The organism is Agarivorans sp. DSG3-1, assembly GCF_046774965.1.
Lineage (GTDB): Bacteria > Pseudomonadota > Gammaproteobacteria > Enterobacterales > Celerinatantimonadaceae > Agarivorans.
The window spans coordinates 4,303,942-4,321,416 of the sequence record NZ_CP177241.1 but is presented as its reverse complement, the minus strand read 5'-3'; the positions used below and the strand labels follow the sequence as shown (position 1 = coordinate 4,321,416).

Genomic DNA, 17,475 nt, shown 5'->3' with positions numbered 1-17,475 from the left:
AGAAAAACTTACGCTTAATTGACTGAATTGCGAGCGGTTAAACGGTTTTAGTCTTTACATTCTAAATTCATATACGTAATATTCACACCGCTGCGGAGGGGTGGCAGAGTGGTCGAATGCACCGGTCTTGAAAACCGGCAAGGGTTAATAGCCCTTCGAGAGTTCAAATCTCTCCTCCTCCGCCATATTAAATTTGCCATGCCAAAGCATGGCTTTTTTAATCGCAGCAACACCCCTGCGGAGGGGTGGCAGAGTGGTCGAATGCACCGGTCTTGAAAACCGGCAAGGGTTAATAGCCCTTCGAGAGTTCAAATCTCTCCTCCTCCGCCATTTTTAAAAAGCCACGCTATTGCGTGGCTTTTTTTCGTTTTAAACAGTATAAAAACATTTCCCGATTTTAACTTTCTGAAATTAAAGCTATTTCTTCCACCTATCTTTACAGTTTCAAACATATTTTTTCGCCACATTGGTGACATTCATATTCTTGACATGTTATGGTCATAAAAATTAAATTTATCAATTATAAGGTGTATGGCACATAAACTATTAGTCAAATAATGGCTAAAAAAATGTTGTTGTGCTTTATATTTTTTGTTGACAAATACAATACAGATACCTATAAATGGATTTCTTAGTTATTTTTTTTGAGATCTCGATCACCTTAAAGTCTGTGTTGTTTTTAAGTTTTGTGATTTAGGTCTGCTTCGTTTTGACCTGTATGAAGAGTTCAGCTAAAGAGCAGAAAATGCCAAGCTTGAATTTAGTAACGACCCATTTGAGACACAGATATACAAGCACAACATGGATTTTCAGCTTGATTTAGAGGTATGCAAATGGATATGCAGAACCAAAATGGTGTCGTTCGATCTAATGAATTTGAACTCGCTGTCGTTTATCGAATCTCAGATGTTTTTCTTATTATTGCCGCTCTGGCAGGTTTATCTTGGCTCAAAAATGGCAGTTACGAATTTGCCTTTCAACTGATGGGGGTTGGACTTTCAGCCATCTATCTGGTGGTTGCCGAGTCGTTTAATCTTTATCGCTCTTGGCGAGTTGCTTCACTCAAAGAGCAGGCGATGGTTAGCTTGTGGGTTTGGGTTGTAAGCATCGCGTTATTGTTTGCAGTTAACTATTTCCTCAAAGTATCTGCTACTTATTCTCGTGTTGTGGTTGGTTCCTGGGTGTTGATTACACCTATGTTGCTCATTTTGTCACGTTTAGTGTTTCGAGAAAGCTTAGCGGTCTTACGCCGTTTTGGTTACAACACAAGGCGTGCTGCCATTATCGGTGTTTCCCCTAACGGTATTCAACTTAAGGAAACCTTTGAAAACAGCGATGAACTGGGTATTCAGTTTGTTGGTTTCTTCGATGACCGTGATAAATCTAGACTAGAAGACTCTGGCTTTATTGGGCCGATTGCTAAAGTCGACACCGTATTAGATATGGCTAAGCGTGGCGAAGTTGATCATGTCTATATTGCTCTGCCTATGCATGCAAAAGAGCGGATCACCAAGTATCTACAGCAGCTCTCAGATACCACTACCACCACTTTCATTGTTCCTGATTTCTTTACTTACAACTTACTGCATTCACGTTGGAGTTCTCTGGGGGATATTCAAACCATTAGTGTTTTTGATAGCCCGTTCAGAGGCGGCAGTATGTTGGTTAAACGGATTCAAGACATCGTGCTTGCTTCCATTATTATCATGTTAATTAGCCCATTGCTGTTAGCGGTAGCCATTGGGGTTAAGCGTTCTTCTCCTGGCCCCATTTTGTTTAAGCAAGATCGCTATGGTTTAGATGGCAAAAGAATTCGAGTTTGGAAGTTTCGTTCTATGAGCACCCAAGATAACGGCGCGGTGGTTAAACAAGCCACTAAAAACGACCCTAGAGTTACTAAATTTGGCGCGTTTATTCGCCGTACTTCGTTAGATGAATTGCCACAGTTCTTCAATGTACTGATGGGGAGCATGTCTATTGTTGGGCCTCGTCCACACGCGGTATCGCACAACGAAGAATATCGTCAAATTGTTAATCGTTACATGCTACGTCATAAAGTAAAGCCTGGTATTACCGGTTGGGCGCAAATAAACGGTTATCGTGGTGAAACAGATACCTTAGAAAAAATGGAAAAACGGGTTCAATACGATTTGGAGTACATTCGTGTTTGGACATTGTGGATGGATATTAAAATTGTTTTCCTCACCATTTTTAAAGGTTTTGTAGGTAAAACAGCCTACTAGAAACAAGCTTGTACAAGGAGTTTTGATGAATAGGGAACGTTTGTTGGCGTCGGTTAAGCTGGCCAGTCATAAGTGGCAAAGCTGGTTAAGCATAGTATTAGGTTTACTGGTGCTTAGCTCTCCTGTTAGTGCCGATGACTTAGATCTGAGTTACCGCTTGGGCGCTGGTGATCGCATACAGATTGTGGTTTACGGCGAGAGCGACTTGTCGATGGAGCTACTGGTGACTAACAGTGGCAAAATCGATTACCCCTATTTAGGCCGTATTCCGGTAAATAATCTTACTGCTCAGCAGCTTAAAGAGAGTATCGAGCGCGGTTTGCTTGGTGATTACCTTATTAATCCCAAGGTGGCCGTTAATATTATTGGTTACCGTCAGATTTTTATTAATGGTGAGGTGGAGCACCCCGGTGGTTACGCTTATCAACCAGGGCTAACGGTAGAAAAAGCTATCGCTTTAGCGGGAGGCTTTACCGAGCGAGCATCTAAAACCAACATCAATATTACACCGGGTGATGGTGATAATGATTTGGTTAAAGCCGCGTTGAAACACAAAATCACACCCGGCGATATTATCGTGGTGAAAGCGAGCTTTTTCTAAGCTCGGTCAGTTAAACATATTAGACGGTTTTACCAACAGGGAAGTAGGTAGTTAATGACAACAGCAGTGAATGGTGCATCGACATTTCGTGGCAATAATCGAAACGATGATGAGTTTATCAATGTGATGCAATACCTTGTGATATTAAAATCGCGTTGGTTAATGATTATTGGGTTTACTTTCATTAGCGTTTTGCTGGCGATATTAGTGGTATTTGCCATTAAACCTACCTATCAAGCAACTGCTGTACTGCTAATTGAGGCAGAGCAACGAAAAGCAGTATCCATCGACGATGTGATTGGTATTGATACGTCAAAACAAGAATACTATTTAACGCAGTTTGAACTCCTTAAATCGCGCAGTATTGCCCAGCGAGTTATTGATGAGTTTAAACTCTATGATAATCCGGAGTTTAATGGTGAAAACGACGGAAAAGGTTTAAGCCTTGGTGGTGTAAAAGCCATCTTACAATCTGTGCCATTAATCCAAAGTTTTATGCCAGTGGATGAACTTCCAAATTTAGAGCAACAGCAAGAAATTGCTCGCCAAAAGGTAATGAAGACATTTCGCGATAACCTTCATATAAACCCGGTTAAAAAAACCCAACTGGTTAATATTAGTTTTGACTCTCAAGACCCTAAGTTGGCGGCCAAAATAGCCAATGCAGTGGGCGAAACTTACATTAACAGCAATCGCGAAAGCCGTATTATCGCTAACCAAGAGGCGACGAACTGGCTGGCTGATAGGATTGGCGTATTGCAAGCGGCGGTTATTCAATCACAAGGGCGCTTAAGTGAGTTTTTACAAAGAGAGCAATTAGTTGATGTTAGCGGAATCGACAGTTTAGCCAGCTCTGAGTTGGGTAATTTAAGTCGTCGACTAGCTGACGCTCAAGACCGTCGTACGGCTTCTGAGTCAATTTATTACCTATTACAAGATAACAAAAATACTGCTATTTCTGAGTTGTCGTCGGTTACGGCTATTTCTAACCACCCGCAGTTACGTGATATACGTTTAGCGCAAATAGAAGCCGAGCGTTTAGTGTCTGAACTGAGTAAGCGTTACGGACCAAAGCATGACAAAATGATCCGCGCTCAAGCCCAGTTAGCCTCTGTTAAAAATCGCTCTGAAGTATTATTAAGGGTGCTAGCATCTGGCGTAGAAAAAGAACTCCGTAGTGCGCGAAGCCAAGAAAATGCGATTCGCAGCGAAATGGAAAACAAGAAAGCAGAATTTCAAGATATTGCCTTAAAACGCGCAACCTACAATGCCTTAAAGCGCGAAGTGGATAGTAACCAAAATCTCTATGATTTGTTTGTTACTCGACAAAAAGAAACCAGCGCGACCAGTGACTTTCAAGCTGCGGTTGCCCGCTTTGCTGACCGTGCCGTTACCCCATTATTTCCAGCAAAACCTAAAAAAGGCATTATTATTTTGTTGGCCTCGGTGATGGGGATGATGTTGGCCATCGTTTTAGCCTTGTTAGGCCAGTCTTTAAACAACACTATTGAAAGTGCCTCAGGTATCGAAGATAAGTTACGCTTAACCCCATTAGGCGTGATTCCTTTAGTTAAAGGTTCTCGTTTTAATAAAGACACCTTGCCTTTAGAGCAGTTCTTCGACGAGAAGCAAATCAACTTTAGTGAGGCAGTGAGAAGCATTCGAACTTCGGTCATGCTAAGCATGATGAGTCAGCAACGTAAGTTGTTGTCTATTACCTCATCGGTACCTAATGAAGGTAAAACCACCACCGCATTAAACTTGGCCGTAGCAATGGCGGGTATGGAAAAAACCCTGCTCATTGATTGTGATTTACGTAAGCCTTCGTTAGGTGAGCGCTTTAATTTAAACCGTGCCCATCCTGGTTTAAGTAACTTGTTGGTGATGGAAGCTGAGCTTGATGATTGTATTGTGCATCACGAGCGCTCTGGCTTAGATTTATTACCGGCCGGTATGCAAACCGCTAATCCGCAGGAGCTGTTAGCCGGGGTGAAGTTTAAAGCTCTGATTGACGATCTCAGCCAACATTACGACAAAATCATTATCGATACCCCGCCCATTGCCGCGGTGAGTGACGCCTTAATTGTGGGGCAAATTACTAAGTCGAGCATTGTTGTGGTGAATGCTGGCCGTACTAAAGTAAGCCAAATTGAGCATACATTGTCGCAACTGATTAGCCACAACGTGGTGGTCGATGGCGTTATCCTTAATCGGGTAAATCCAAAACATGAAACCCGCTACGGCTATTACCGCGAATACGGTACTACTGCATGAATGGCTTTAAGCGAATAGAGTCCTTAGTGAAACGCTTTGGCAGTATTACCTTGCTGCGCGCCTTTAGTGCAACAGGCTTAATCTTGTTTTCGTCGGTGATTACTTGGCTCTACGGCATGGACAGTTTTGGCAAGGTTTCTTTTGCTATTTCTATCGCTAACCTGATTCTGGTGATTGGACGTTATGGCTCTGAGTATTCTTTCTTCGGCCAGTATTTTGACCTCTCAACCCAAGGGGAAACGTTAAAAGCCTCTAGAGTCTTATTTGAAAAATGCCGTTTATCATTGGTATTAAGTTTAATTTTATCGGTGATTATTGTTCCCTTAAGCTTTGAGCAACCTGAGGTTATGTTGTTCTGCTTTTTATATATAGCAGGCTTTTCTATTGTTCAAATGGTGTCTTTATCACATCGAGTGATTAAAGAGTTCTACCGTTCCTACCTGTTTGAAGCTGGCGTGTTTTTTGTGTTTAGCTCGCTCATCTTCTTACTTGCGGCACTGTGGTTTAAACAAAGTAATGTGTTTGTTGTTCTTAGCGTGTGCTTAATGGCGTATTTTGTTTTGTTCGCTATTTTTGGGCTAAGTAAATTGCTACAAGGTTTTAAGCAACACGACCCGCAGCCAAAAGGCGCTTTGGGTCAGCAACTTAAACAAGACTCCAAGTTTCTTGCGTTCACTTTAAGTGAATACGTATTATTTTGGGGCATCATTTTAATCAGTGGTTACACCTTAAGTGAATACGACACCGGGGTGATTGCATGGGGAGGGCGAATTTTTCAGTTGTTCGTTTTTATCTTAGCAATACGCAACAGTGTGCAGGTTCCAGAAATTCTTGCCTCCAAAGACATTAAGAAAAGCTATTTAAAAGTACGTAAAGACGGGGTGTTTTTAAGCTTTGCAGGATTGGCTTTATCGGCGCTTGCTGTACTGATACTTTTTCAGTTTTCAGAGTTGGCTGGGTCAACAATTTTAGTATGGGGTCTATTTGCATTGGCCGCTTGCGTGCGACTTTATTTCGGACCGGTTTATCATATTTTCGTCAAGTTTTCCGCTGATAAGCAGGTTTACACAAACTGTTTGCTTACTCTGTTGGTGTGCCTAGTGTGTTCGGCTGTTTCACTCAAGTTTTCAGCTGGAGTGCTGGGCTTAGCAGTTTGTTATTTGGCCACTTGGTTAGTCTCGTTAACGTATGCCGATAAACAGTCTTCGGGCGGATCATATGCTCGAATTTAGACGCACCAAGTTGGGTGTTTGCTACTTACTGTTTTGGTCGCTAATGCTGCTGTTTTTGATGACTGTCGGTAAAGACTTTTTGCCCTGGAAGTGGGGCTACGACGCGATGAAAATCGAAGGTCGCTTTGTTTTCTTTGAATTAGACGGCTCCTTTCAGGCAACTCGTGAACTGCTTTATTTTCTTGGTAGAGAGAGTGCAGTCGCCTCTACAGCGATAATCGGCTTTTTATGGATTTTGGTGATTTCAAAGTTTGTTGTCACACTGAAAGACTTTCTTATTGTTAGCTTATTTACCCTACCAAGTATGTTGCTTAATGTTATTTGGCCAGCTAAAGAAACCATAGTAATGGCGCTATGTTTAGTGGTTTTCTACTCCACCTATTTTAGTCGAAAAGCTTTTCTGGTTTGCGTAATCGTGTTCTACATTGCCTATGCAGTGCAAGTGCGTTCCTACTACTTTTTAATCTTAGGCGTGTTTGCTGCGGGTTATGTGATTCAATACTTTAGTGATAAGGGATTTCCAATACGCAATAGCCTTAATCGTACCGCCTTCCAATTAGCCAGTTTTAAACCCGTTTGGTACTTTTTAGCATTTTTTGTATGTTTAGCGTTTTTGCTTCCCGATGCCTTTTATCAAATGTCTCAAGGGCAACGAGACATTTCCAATAACTACGCAAAGTTAGAAGGCAGTTTCAATGTGACCGCATTTGATAACTTGGTTGATGTTGCCCGCGGGATCCCTTTTATCATCAACTTTGGCTGGGCTTTATTGCAACTTAGCTTACCCCTGCTATTTGCCCAAGGCTTAAACCAACTGTTGTTATTGCTGTTCAGTGTCGGCGTGATAGTCATTTGTGGCCAAATGCTTAAACGCAAACAAGGCGATTTACTGCTGACCTTATTTTGTTCTCATATGTTTGTGCTGTTGTTGTTTGAACCAGACCAAGGAAGTTATTTCAGGCATATCTTATCAGCAGCAATTTACCTGCTTCCTAGCTATTCATTATTGTTTGGAAGTTCACGACAAGGAGTCTTAGATGACCAATAAGGATATCCATTATCTGATTGCGGCTGTGCCCTACAGTGACAATTATGGTGATGCGCTCATTCATCATTCTTTAGCATGGAAGCTAGGTAATTATGACATTTCAAGTGACGCCTTAGATATTGCTGGGCGACACGACTTCGCGCGCAGCGCATCGCAAAATGCGATTAAAGATAAGATTCTAAAAAGTCGTTTTGAATGGGTAAGACAAGTATTTATTCCTTTGAATGGCATGCTGGTGGCACTAAAAAACTACCGCGTATGGATGGCAAAAATTAAAGCGGCCGATGTGGTATTGATTGGTGGCGGCAATTTGATTAGCGATGTGTATTTAAACTTTCCGTTAAAGTTGTATTTTTTATCGCTGTTTTGCTACTTCTCAAATACTGATTACGCCGTGGTCTATGTCGGCGTGGCTAAGCGCATGTCGGGTTTAGGGCGTTGGTTGTTTAAAAAGCTGTTTAGTGCCAAAAAATGTCGTTATATCTCAGTGAGGGACGCCGCTAGCAAAGCCAACATAGAGCAGCTATTTGGTGCTGAACTGGCGAGCAAAGTGGTAGTGAGCATAGATCCCGCGGTGAACTTAAACCTCACTTATAGTGATTTAGCGAGTTCTGAACTCTCTTCAACACCCTATGCGGCCATTAATATTGTGAATCCCACGGTGCTAATGGTGAACTCTGATCACGATGTTAATTTTAGCGAACAGAGCTATTTGCAGTGGTTGAAGACGACTGTAGATAAGGTTAAAGCGGCGGGATTAGTACCGGTGTTATATACCAACGGCGCGCAGGAAGACGAGCAATACATGAGCCACATTGCTGCACAGCTTGCTGATGCCAAAGTGGTGAATACCGAGAAGGTAGAAGATTTAGTCTCTGTGGTTAGCCAAGCGCAATGTGTATTTGCCACCCGTTTACATTCTGCCATTAGCGCATTCTCGTTTTCGGTGCCTTTTACGGTGATGAGCTGGGACAGTAAAGTGAGCTCGTTTGTTGCTGCCGCTAAGCTGCCCACTAGCATGTTGTTTGATTTTTCCACAGAGGGGATGAAGCAACATGCCGAGCAAATACAGCTAGCGGATATGAGTGAACTTAAGGAACAGGTTGTTCAAGCTCGACATCAAGTAGTAAGTGCGTGGGATGTTGAATTTCGAGATATGTTGCAACGCCTAGACAAATACCAAGCAGAGAGCCAGTTATCATGAAAATACTACATGTTACCGAGACTCTGGTGGGCGGAGTGGAAACCTACCTCAATACTATTATTCCCTACCAAGTTGAGCGTTATGGTTCGGAGAATATTCAGGTTATTGCGCCTAAACAGCACATCGCCGAAGATGCGCCGTTAAAGGCTTACTATCAAAGCTTTGAACGACCAAGCCGCAGCCTAGGTTCGTGTGCTAATTTGGCTAAATTGTTCAAACAAGCGGTTATCGATTTTAACCCCGATGTGATTCATATTCACAGTACGTTTGCCGGTGTGGTGTGCCGTATACCGGGCTTAATCTCAAAGCGCAATCAGCGCAAGGTAGTGTATTGCCCTCATGGTTGGTGCTTCGACGGCTATACCGGCGTTAAAGCCAAAGTTTTTTCTTTGATTGAAAAAGTACTGGCTTACCGAGTCAGCTCTGTCATCAATATTTCTCATCATGACTATCAAAGCGCACTGCAACAAAGCATTCCTGAGCACAAAATGGTGGTGTTTGAAAACGCCCTTAATGACTTAGAACTTGCCAAGAAAAGTACCACCAAGCAAGGCATGTTAAAGCTATTGTTTGTGGGGCGACTAGATAAACAAAAAGGCGTCGACCTGCTGATTGACGCAATCGCTCATGTAGATAGTGAGGTTGAATTGCATATTGCGGGTGCGAGTGTGGTGTCTAATCAGCAGCTTAACCTGTCTGATGGCCGAGTGGTTCAGCATGGTTGGTGTAGCCAAGAACAGCTTCGCGATTTATACGCCTCGGTGGATGCCTTAGTGGTGCCGTCGCGCTGGGAAGGGTTTGGTTTAGTTGTGATTGAAGCGTTTCGCCAAGGCTTACCGGTAGTGGTGAGTGATGCAGGAGCTTTACCAAGTTTAGTCACCGAAGGCAGCACGGGTTACGTATTTGAAAACAGTAACAGCGATGCATTAGCCAGAGTGATTTGCAAGCTTAACCGTGAAACGCTTGAGGCGATGTCTCAACAGTGTCGAGAGGTATTTGTTAGTCGTTTTGAAGCGAAGCGCTTAAACGCCCAACTGAGTGATTTGTACGCAGCTGAGTAAAGCCGCGATGCATGTAATAGCCGAAAGCGGTAAACCAAAGAGAAGGTAGTAATGGCGCAAGTTAGAGACAAGTTGTGTTTGTTAGGAGTGCTGCTGGTGTCACTGTGGGTAGCGGTTGTGTCGGTGCAATATGGTTTAGCCAATGCCAATAGTTATGCCGTTGATGCTTGGCATAAACGCTGGCAACAAAACCTAAGTTCACAACTTACCGCGAATAATCTAGACGTTGCAGAACAAGTTACCCACGACATGTTAGCGTGGCAAAATACTCATCCTCACTACCAAGTACTGGCGGCTAAACAAGTAGAATGGAACAATTTTTTCAAGCTGGTTTTAGCCTCTGAAACAGCCAATAAATCCATACTTAAAAAGCACAACTTACTAAAAGCCCAAAAGTACTATTTGCGCTCGGTTGAACTCAGACCAACTTGGCCTAATACCTATGTTGATTTAGCAAAAAATGCCTTGTATCGAAAAGCCGATAGTCAAGAAGCAATGCATTATTTAGGCATGGCCCGCAAAGTGGGAGAGAACGCGCCTGTTACCTTGTTTGCCTACCTAGAAATTGGTTTAAGCCTGTGGCCTGAATTAACGGTCGCCCAGCGTACTCAGGTGGCGGAGGCGCTACTAAAAGTTGAGCAACATGATTTTATGCATCGTGGCCTTAGCCAAGCAATGTTAAAACCGCAGTTTAAGCAACGCGCTTGTGCCTTATATTTATTAGCTGGAGTAGATTATGCCGCTTGCGCAAAGGCTTAATCAGCGACTTTGGCAAATTGCTTGCGGCTGCGTTTGTATAGCGCTGCTGGTGGCCACAGGCTTAAAAAGCTCCGGTAACTACAGCGTGTTTTTTGCACGCTTAGAAATCTACTTAGGTGGCGATACGGTGGTTCATTTTGTGGCGGCATTAACCTGCAGTACGTTGTTAATGATGGCGGTGAGTGAGCGTATTTACGCGGTTAAATTTGCGGGTATTCGGGCAATTATGTTGCTGTTGTGCTTAGCATTTACTGTCGATGAAGGCTTGCAGGCATTCTCGGTGTATCGCCAGTTTTCTTGGGGTGATCTTGGCTTTAATTACGCAGGCTTATTGTCTGCCAGCGTATTGGTTATGTTCTTAAAACGACCTTCTACGTGGGACTCAGCAGGAGGTGAAAATGTTCATTGATTTACATTGCCATATTCTTCCAGGCATTGATGATGGTGCGCAAAACCTTCAGCAAGCCATTGAAATGGTAAGCATGGCGCAAGCCAATGGTACTAAGGTAATGGTGGCCACACCACACATGCATCCGGGCACTTACAACAATACCCCTGCAACCATAGAAGCCGCCTTTAATACCTTACAGATAGCGCTATCGCAACGAGACATTGATGTCGAGTTGCGCAGCGCGGCCGAGGTTCATTTGTGCCCAGAGGTGATGCAATGGGCAATGCAAGAAAAGCTGCCTTTTATTGGAGAGTATCAGCAAAAGCCTTTGTTGTTGTTGGAGCTTCCTCACGGCAGTGTGCCACAAGGTACCAGCACGCTTATTCGTTGGTTACAAAAGAACAGTATTCAAGTGATGATCGCTCACCCTGAACGTAACCATGGGATCTGGAAAAACCCGTATCAGCTGTCTCAGTTGATTAAGCTCGGCTGTTTGTTCCAAGTTACTGCAGATTCGTTCTTAGGTAAGTTTCGCCAACAAGCGCAATCTATTGCTGAGAGTTTATTAAAAGCAGGCTCTATTCATATTTTGGCCAGCGACGCTCACGATATAGAAAAGCGCACCACAAACTTAAATCCAGCGTTCGAACGTATAAAGCACTTAAGCAATGAAGAGCATGCAAAGCGTTTGTTGTGGGACAACCCGGCTCAAATATTGGGTATTAGCTAAGTATCTCTTGGCTGTTTACCAGAACACTAGCTAACCCGAGTGGCGTATTACATTTATGATCAAGCAAAATACAGGAAGTAGTTGAAATGCGAGTAGCGTCGGCGAAATTAGAAGCGATAATTTTTGCTAGTTTCATATTTTTGTTGGTATGGCTGCCAATACCGTTAGGCAGTAATCGACCATGGGCTTGGTCAATAATGGAATTATTGATTGCCATGCAAAGCTTGGGTTTAGTGTATTGCTTTCGTCATAACATTCCTTGGCATTACCTACGACCCGGTGTGTTCTTGCTGGTGGCGTTAGCGCTGTTCCAGCTGTTTACTGTATTACAGTTGGTGTCGCTGCCCGCTGGCTTATTAGAGTGGTTAGCACCTAATAATGCAGAGCTACGTCACCGAGTATTGTTAGATGCGTCGGCTAACGCTGCTGCACAGCCCTTATCCCTCGACCCAGAGCAAACCAAAATCAGTTTGCTAAAGGGAGTAAGCTATTTGCTGTTGGCATTAAATACGCTATTGCTGGTTAATCGACCAAAGCGGATCCGCACTGTACTGGTTGCTATTGTGGTGAGTGGTACTTTTCAGGCCTTTTACGGTGCGATGTTGCTGTTAAGCAATACTGAACAAAGCCCTGTATTTGGCATGGACATCGGTCCCGTTGCAACGGGCTCTTATGTGTATAAAAATCACTTTGCTAATTATCTATTGCTTAGCTTAATGATGGGGCTAGCGTTGATTGTGGCTGATTTAAAAGTGAATACTGCCAACTCTTGGCGAGTGCAGTTATCTGGCCTGCTAGACGCCGCCTTAAGTCCCAAAATGTTAGTGCGTATGTGCATGATCATTATGGTTATTGGCTTAGTGATGTCTCGCTCGCGCATGGGCAACAGCGCGTTTTTTGCCACAACGCTTATTGGTGGTGTACTGGCTTTGCTGCTTTACCGACAGCGACCCAAAACACTTACGGTATTAATTGTCAGTATGTTGTTGATTGACGTATTAATCGTGAGTTCTATGTTTGGTTTAAGCAAGGTACGAGAGCGTTTGAGTTCTACCGTACTGGTAGACGAGGGGCGAATATACATATTTGATTGGGCGCTAAATATGTTTAAAGATTTCCCGGTATTTGGCAGCGGAGCGGGGAGTTTTTACTCAGTGTTTCAGGCCTACTTACCTCAGCCAATTAGCGCGTTTTTCGATCATACCCATAATGATTACCTACAATTTGCTATTGAATCAGGGCTGCCTATCACTCTGCTGTTAGGTGCTGCAGTGTTATGGGTTGCTTATCGCTGTTTAACTACCTTGAATAAACGCAACGATCCCTTAATGAAAGGCACAGCGCTAGGATGTTTTATGGCGATAACGGCGATGCTTATTCACATCAGTGTTGATTTTAATTTGCAGGCACCCGCCAATGCCGCAACCTTTGTTGTGATACTTAGCTTAGCGTTAATTGCCAGCCATATGCCAAAACAAGGTTACGACACCAAAAAACTTAGTTCAACGTAGCCTTAGTAGAGGGAGAAGGCTTGCCGGTATTTTGGCGAACGGCATTGCGAACTTTTTCTACTGGCATGTCTATGCACTTAATCACGAACAGTGAAATGGCAATTAGACCTAAGCAAACGAGGAGCAGAGCCTCTAGGCTAAAGGCATCTTTAAATTTAGAGACTTCTCCCAGCAGCAATACACTGGCTACCATGCTTACTTGGTAGTGAAGTAAATAAATGGGGTAGGAGAAGTCACCGACAAACTTATCAAAGCCTTTGCTTATTTTGTTACTAATGCTGTTACCCAAGGCTAAGCTCAATACCAACAGCGCACTTACCAACATGTTTAGGTAAAACATCAACTCTACAAGCGTTGAATTAATGCCCTGAGGGATTAACCAAGCCACAATTGCTGAAATGCTCACCATGCTAATCAGGATAAGGGCTGGGCGTGTTAATAGGCATTGTAAGCCCTGCGGTACCTTTTCAAGCTTAACGATGAAATAGATAAGCGCGCCAATAGAGAAGGGCAAAGAACCTGCTGGAATAGAGAAGTAACGAGCATGCCAATATAAGTTGGCTGCGTAACTAAAACCGATAAACAGCAGCGACAAGCTAAACCATATTATGGTGCGTTTAAATGTTTTAGAAATACCTAAACAAATAGCAACATAAAAGAACAATTCAACGGTAAGCGCCCACGCAGCGGGTGATAACCTTGGTGTAATGGAGTGGGGGATCCAATGAGCGAATACCATGGTGATATTGCCAAAAACACTCAACATATTGTTCGGCAATGCAATGGTAGAAAAGCCACCTCTAGGCATTTGAGTTGCAAATACTAGCAACAACACAAAACTGATTAAACAAGCAAACCAATAGGGTGGGTAGAGCCTTAAAAAGCGATTAAGTGCGAAACGTTTTCTGCCGCTGGCATTGTAACCATAGCTATTATGCATAACGTAGGTCATTAAATAACCGCTTAGAATGTAAAAGCCAAATACAGCAAAGCGACCGAAGTCGCTAAGCCAAAATAAGTGACCAAATACCACCATTAACGCCCACAGTGTCCTTACCGTGCCAAACATTTGTTGCCTATTTGTTTATTCTAAAAAGTGAACAAGCATCATGGCAGTAGTTTATAGTTTCATCAATGTTTTACTCAGTAAGCGCTAACTCTCTTAAAGGATACTGCTGTAAGTAGCTGGTCATTGCATTGGCTAAATTTACCGACCAAAACTGTCCAGCTAAGCTTAGCTTCACACTGTTATCCTCTTTATTTACTAGCCCATTCTTTTGCCATGCTTCAAACAAAGGTAAGCAATGCGCAAAGAGCTCATGACCGTTAGGTAATACCTTAGCGCTTATTATACCTTTGTCGCAGGCACTGGTTATCGCTGCTTTTAACTCGGCATTTTCTGCAGGTAAGCTCAACTGCTCAAACGCCCAGTTGTGTTGTTGGATACCTGCTTTCCAAGCCTCAATATCGCGGGTTTGCATTAGGGCGTATCCGTTTATATTGCCGCCAGCACCGGCGCCAATAGGCAGGATTTCTGCGCCTTGTTTGACTAAAGAGTTGTAACGGCTTTGCTCGCGAGAATGACTGGCCCAGTGGCAGTAACTTAGTTGCTTAAAATCTCGTTGGTTAAAAAACTGGTGGCCTTGTTGGTACATTAACGCTTTATCGCTAGAGCTTAAGGGCACCGCTTCGCGCCCTGCATCAATATTGCGTTGTAGGCCACTGCCTCCAAAGGTGAGTAATTGGTATAAATCCACACCATGTACGCCGCTATCAATTACATCTTGTAAGTCTTGCTGCCAGTTTTGTGGAGTTTGATGTGGCAATCCATAAATCAAATCTATAGCAATTGTCGCGCTATTTGAGGCGGTGAGTTGCTGCAAGCGTTCTAAAATGTATTCTCGGTCATCTAATCTTTTGGCTGCTCTGCGTACTTTTGAGTTAAAGCTCTGCACACCAAAGGAGAAGCGGGTGAAGCCGCCTGCTAACGCCGCTTGAAACTTGTCTTCGCTAAACTTATTGAGCCTGCCCTCTAAGGTGATTTCGCAATTAGCGCTGAGCGGAAAGTAAGTGAAAATTAGCTGGCCTAGTCTATTTAGCTGCTCGGGGTTTAAATCGGTTGGGGTGCCTCCGCCTACGTACACCGCATCAAATGGTTTAGCTTGGCTCCATGGGTAGCGTGATTTAGCAATTAGCTCTTGCTCTAGCAGAGTAAAGTAATCATCCATCATTTGCTGGTTGCTGGCGTACTGGAAAAAACTACAGAAGGTGCAGCGAACGCGGCAAAATGGAATATGAATATAGATAGCGCGCGGGCGAGGGCTTGCATCTTTATTGGCTAATTGTTTAGTGAGCTGCTCACGAGCTTGCTCACCACTTAAGGCTTCGCGTTTGCCATGGTTGGCATGAGCACCTGTTTTTTTAGTGAAGGCAAATTGTAACGGGGAGGGGCTAGCTTGCCCCGTTAACGCTTCCGACAGGTGCGCAGAATTTACAGGAATGGCAGTAGACATGGTGTGCTCAAAAAGTTATTTAATCTAAATGTAAATCATTATCATTTGTGTTTGTTTGATCTAAACCAAGTATTCTTCTTTTTGCTTCGCTTTTGTTAGATAATTTTGGCTATCAACACTTTTGGCAAGGATGGTTTAGCGGCTTTAGGCTTTAGCTATTTGTTCGCGTAGACTGGTTGTAAGCGATTGTTGTTGAACTATGATTAGCTTATTCACTTCATCATCAAGGAAGAAAGATGAACCTGCATTCAGGCATTGCCCTCGTCCCTACTTTATTAGCTGCTAGTTTGTTAGCAGCCTGTAGCTCAGCCCCACAACAAACTTGGAAGGTTGACCAAAGTTACAAAATTACCGTGTTGCATACTAACGATCACCATGGTCGTTTTTGGCAAAACAAATACGGTGAATATGGCTTAGCCGCACGCAAAACCTTGATTGATAGTATTCGTGAAGAAGTAGCCGCCGAAGGTGGCAGCGTACTGTTGCTGTCGGGCGGCGATATTAATACCGGCGTGCCAGAGTCCGACTTGTTAGACGCCGAGCCAGACTTTAAAGGCATGAACATGTTGGGTTACGACGCTATGGCCTTGGGAAATCACGAATTTGATAACAGCCTAGAAGTATTAGCCAAGCAGCAACAATGGGCAGGCTTTCCTTTTCTATCCGCGAACATTTACCAAAAATCTAACGGCGAACGTAAATTTAAGCCTTACCACATGTTTGATCTGCAAGGGGTAAAAGTAGCGGTTATTGGCTTTACTACCGAAGATACTTACAAGCTTGTACATCCAGATAATGTCGCCGATTTAGAGTTTCGCGATCCGAAGCTTGAAGCAAAACACGTTATTGCAGAGCTAAATCAAACAGAGAAACCTGATTTGGTGTTTGCGGTGACACATATGGGGCATTACGCCAATGCTAAACATGGGGTAAATGCGCCGGGCGACGTGAGCTTGGCGCGCTCACTTAATGAAGGTGAATTAGATTTAATTGTTGGTGGTCATTCACAAGAGCCTGTGTGCATGGAAGGCCCCAACATGTACACCCAAACGTTTAAGCCGGGTGACGAATGTAAACCCGATAAACAAAACGGCACCTGGATAGTACAAGCTTATGAATGGGGCAAGTACGTAGGCCGCGCCGATTATAGCTTTAAGAACGGTGAGTTCACCCTCGATAGCTATAAGTTAGTGCCGGTTAACTTAAAGAAAAAAATAACAGTAGATGGCAAAAAACAGCGGGTATTTGTGCAGGATGAAATACCCCAAAATCCTGAGGTACTGGCGCTACTCAGCCCTTATCAAGAGCAAGGTCAAGAACAGCTGGGGGTTAACATTGCCGAGCTAAGCGGCCGCCTAGTAGGGGACCGCAACAAGGTTCGCTTTGGCCAAACTAATTTAGGCCGTCTTATTGCCACCGCGCACAAAGAGCGAGTGAATGCCGACTTCGCTGTGATGAATTCCGGTGGTGTGCGCGCCTCAATGGAAGAAGGCGAAGTAAGCTATAAAGACGTACTCACGGTACAACCTTTCTCAAACACTATTACCTATGTAGACATGAGCGGCAGTGAGGTGATGGACTATTTATCGGTAGTGGCTGCCATGCCGGTGGATACTGGCGCTTATGCGCAATTCTCAGGGATTGGTATGAAAGTAGCTGCTGGCAAGGTAAGCGAAGTGGTGATTGGCGGTAAACCTTTAGACGAAACAGCCAGTTACCGTTTTACTATTCCTAACTTCAACGCTTCTGGTGGCGACGGCTACCCGAAAATTACCGGCCACAGTGGTTTTGTTGATACTGGCTTTGTAGATGCCGAAGTACTTAAAGCCTACCTAGAGCAGCAAAGCCCAGTGAATGCAGCTGACTACAATGATAAAGGCGAAATTACCTACAAGTAACTAGGTCTTT

General features: G+C 43.7%; 14 protein-coding genes and 2 tRNA genes. 14 read left to right on the top strand and 2 right to left on the bottom strand.

Annotation, left to right across the window (positions count from 1 at the left end; genetic code table 11):
* The first annotated feature begins 94 nt into the window (after positions 1-94).
* The 13 genes from ACLD71_RS20020 (at position 95) to ACLD71_RS19960 (ending at position 13,054) form a co-directional block, all read left to right on the top strand.
* A tRNA-Ser gene (locus ACLD71_RS20020) sits at positions 95-185 on the top strand.
* 54 nt (positions 186-239) lie between these two features.
* A tRNA-Ser gene (locus tag ACLD71_RS20015) sits at positions 240-330 on the top strand.
* 503 nt (positions 331-833) lie between these two features.
* Complete coding sequence (locus ACLD71_RS20010) at positions 834-2,243, top strand: undecaprenyl-phosphate glucose phosphotransferase (protein WP_411991782.1); 1,410 nt, start codon at positions 834-836, stop codon at positions 2,241-2,243.
* A 25-nt stretch (positions 2,244-2,268) separates the two neighbouring features.
* The gene (locus ACLD71_RS20005; RefSeq protein ID WP_411991781.1) at positions 2,269-2,844 is read left to right on the top strand and encodes a polysaccharide biosynthesis/export family protein; all 576 of its coding nucleotides are present in this window, start codon (positions 2,269-2,271) and stop codon (positions 2,842-2,844) included.
* Positions 2,845-2,898: 54 nt separating this feature from the next.
* Complete coding sequence (locus ACLD71_RS20000; RefSeq protein WP_411991780.1) at positions 2,899-5,118, top strand: GumC family protein; 2,220 nt, start codon at positions 2,899-2,901, stop codon at positions 5,116-5,118.
* Positions 5,115-6,350, top strand: coding sequence for a hypothetical protein (locus ACLD71_RS19995; protein ID WP_137671504.1), 1,236 nt, complete (start codon positions 5,115-5,117; stop codon positions 6,348-6,350). Before ACLD71_RS20000 ends, ACLD71_RS19995 begins: the two co-directional genes overlap by 4 nt.
* On the top strand, positions 6,337-7,398 hold the full coding sequence (locus tag ACLD71_RS19990; RefSeq protein ID WP_137671503.1) for a hypothetical protein: 1,062 nt from the start codon (positions 6,337-6,339) through the stop codon (positions 7,396-7,398). Before ACLD71_RS19995 ends, ACLD71_RS19990 begins: the two co-directional genes overlap by 14 nt.
* Positions 7,388-8,602, top strand: a complete 1,215-nt coding sequence (locus tag ACLD71_RS19985; protein ID WP_411991779.1) for a polysaccharide pyruvyl transferase family protein — start codon at positions 7,388-7,390, stop codon at positions 8,600-8,602. Before ACLD71_RS19990 ends, ACLD71_RS19985 begins: the two co-directional genes overlap by 11 nt.
* Entirely contained in the window at positions 8,599-9,663 is a 1,065-nt protein-coding gene (locus ACLD71_RS19980; protein WP_411991778.1) for a glycosyltransferase family 4 protein, read from the top strand. The genes ACLD71_RS19985 and ACLD71_RS19980 overlap by 4 nt, the downstream gene beginning before the upstream one ends.
* A 51-nt stretch (positions 9,664-9,714) precedes the next feature.
* Positions 9,715-10,422, top strand: coding sequence for a hypothetical protein (locus ACLD71_RS19975; protein WP_411991777.1), 708 nt, complete (start codon positions 9,715-9,717; stop codon positions 10,420-10,422).
* Complete coding sequence (locus ACLD71_RS19970; RefSeq protein ID WP_411991776.1) at positions 10,400-10,831, top strand: hypothetical protein; 432 nt, start codon at positions 10,400-10,402, stop codon at positions 10,829-10,831. Before ACLD71_RS19975 ends, ACLD71_RS19970 begins: the two co-directional genes overlap by 23 nt.
* Entirely contained in the window at positions 10,821-11,543 is a 723-nt protein-coding gene (locus ACLD71_RS19965) for a tyrosine-protein phosphatase (protein WP_411991775.1), read from the top strand. The genes ACLD71_RS19970 and ACLD71_RS19965 overlap by 11 nt, the downstream gene beginning before the upstream one ends.
* An 86-nt stretch (positions 11,544-11,629) precedes the next feature.
* Positions 11,630-13,054, top strand: a complete 1,425-nt coding sequence (locus ACLD71_RS19960; protein WP_137671497.1) for an O-antigen ligase family protein — start codon at positions 11,630-11,632, stop codon at positions 13,052-13,054.
* Here the strand turns inward: ACLD71_RS19960 and ACLD71_RS19955 are convergent.
* Both ACLD71_RS19955 and hutW read right to left on the bottom strand, forming a co-directional pair.
* A complete protein-coding gene (locus ACLD71_RS19955; RefSeq protein ID WP_411991774.1) occupies positions 13,041-14,123 on the bottom strand; it encodes an acyltransferase family protein in 1,083 nt (360 codons plus the stop codon). The genes ACLD71_RS19960 and ACLD71_RS19955 overlap by 14 nt on opposite strands.
* A 70-nt stretch (positions 14,124-14,193) precedes the next feature.
* Entirely contained in the window at positions 14,194-15,567 is a 1,374-nt protein-coding gene (gene hutW, locus ACLD71_RS19950) for a heme anaerobic degradation radical SAM methyltransferase ChuW/HutW (RefSeq protein WP_411991773.1), read from the bottom strand.
* Positions 15,568-15,803: 236 nt separating this feature from the next.
* Between hutW and ushA the strand changes: the two genes are divergently transcribed.
* Complete coding sequence (gene ushA, locus ACLD71_RS19945; protein ID WP_411991772.1) at positions 15,804-17,465, top strand: bifunctional UDP-sugar hydrolase/5'-nucleotidase UshA; 1,662 nt, start codon at positions 15,804-15,806, stop codon at positions 17,463-17,465.
* Positions 17,466-17,475 lie beyond the last annotated feature (10 nt).

Coding starts and splice junctions, on each gene's coding strand:
- ACLD71_RS20010 (WP_411991782.1), top strand. CDS start 834: ATGGATATGCAGAACCAAAATGGTGTCGTTCGATCTAATGAATTTGAA.
- ACLD71_RS20005 (WP_411991781.1), top strand. CDS start 2,269: ATGAATAGGGAACGTTTGTTGGCGTCGGTTAAGCTGGCCAGTCATAAG.
- ACLD71_RS20000 (WP_411991780.1), top strand. CDS start 2,899: ATGACAACAGCAGTGAATGGTGCATCGACATTTCGTGGCAATAATCGA.
- ACLD71_RS19995 (WP_137671504.1), top strand. CDS start 5,115: ATGAATGGCTTTAAGCGAATAGAGTCCTTAGTGAAACGCTTTGGCAGT.
- ACLD71_RS19990 (WP_137671503.1), top strand. CDS start 6,337: ATGCTCGAATTTAGACGCACCAAGTTGGGTGTTTGCTACTTACTGTTT.
- ACLD71_RS19985 (WP_411991779.1), top strand. CDS start 7,388: ATGACCAATAAGGATATCCATTATCTGATTGCGGCTGTGCCCTACAGT.
- ACLD71_RS19980 (WP_411991778.1), top strand. CDS start 8,599: ATGAAAATACTACATGTTACCGAGACTCTGGTGGGCGGAGTGGAAACC.
- ACLD71_RS19975 (WP_411991777.1), top strand. CDS start 9,715: ATGGCGCAAGTTAGAGACAAGTTGTGTTTGTTAGGAGTGCTGCTGGTG.
- ACLD71_RS19970 (WP_411991776.1), top strand. CDS start 10,400: ATGCCGCTTGCGCAAAGGCTTAATCAGCGACTTTGGCAAATTGCTTGC.
- ACLD71_RS19965 (WP_411991775.1), top strand. CDS start 10,821: ATGTTCATTGATTTACATTGCCATATTCTTCCAGGCATTGATGATGGT.
- ACLD71_RS19960 (WP_137671497.1), top strand. CDS start 11,630: ATGCGAGTAGCGTCGGCGAAATTAGAAGCGATAATTTTTGCTAGTTTC.
- ACLD71_RS19955 (WP_411991774.1), bottom strand. CDS start 14,123: ATGTTTGGCACGGTAAGGACACTGTGGGCGTTAATGGTGGTATTTGGT.
- hutW (WP_411991773.1), bottom strand. CDS start 15,567: ATGTCTACTGCCATTCCTGTAAATTCTGCGCACCTGTCGGAAGCGTTA.
- ushA (WP_411991772.1), top strand. CDS start 15,804: ATGAACCTGCATTCAGGCATTGCCCTCGTCCCTACTTTATTAGCTGCT.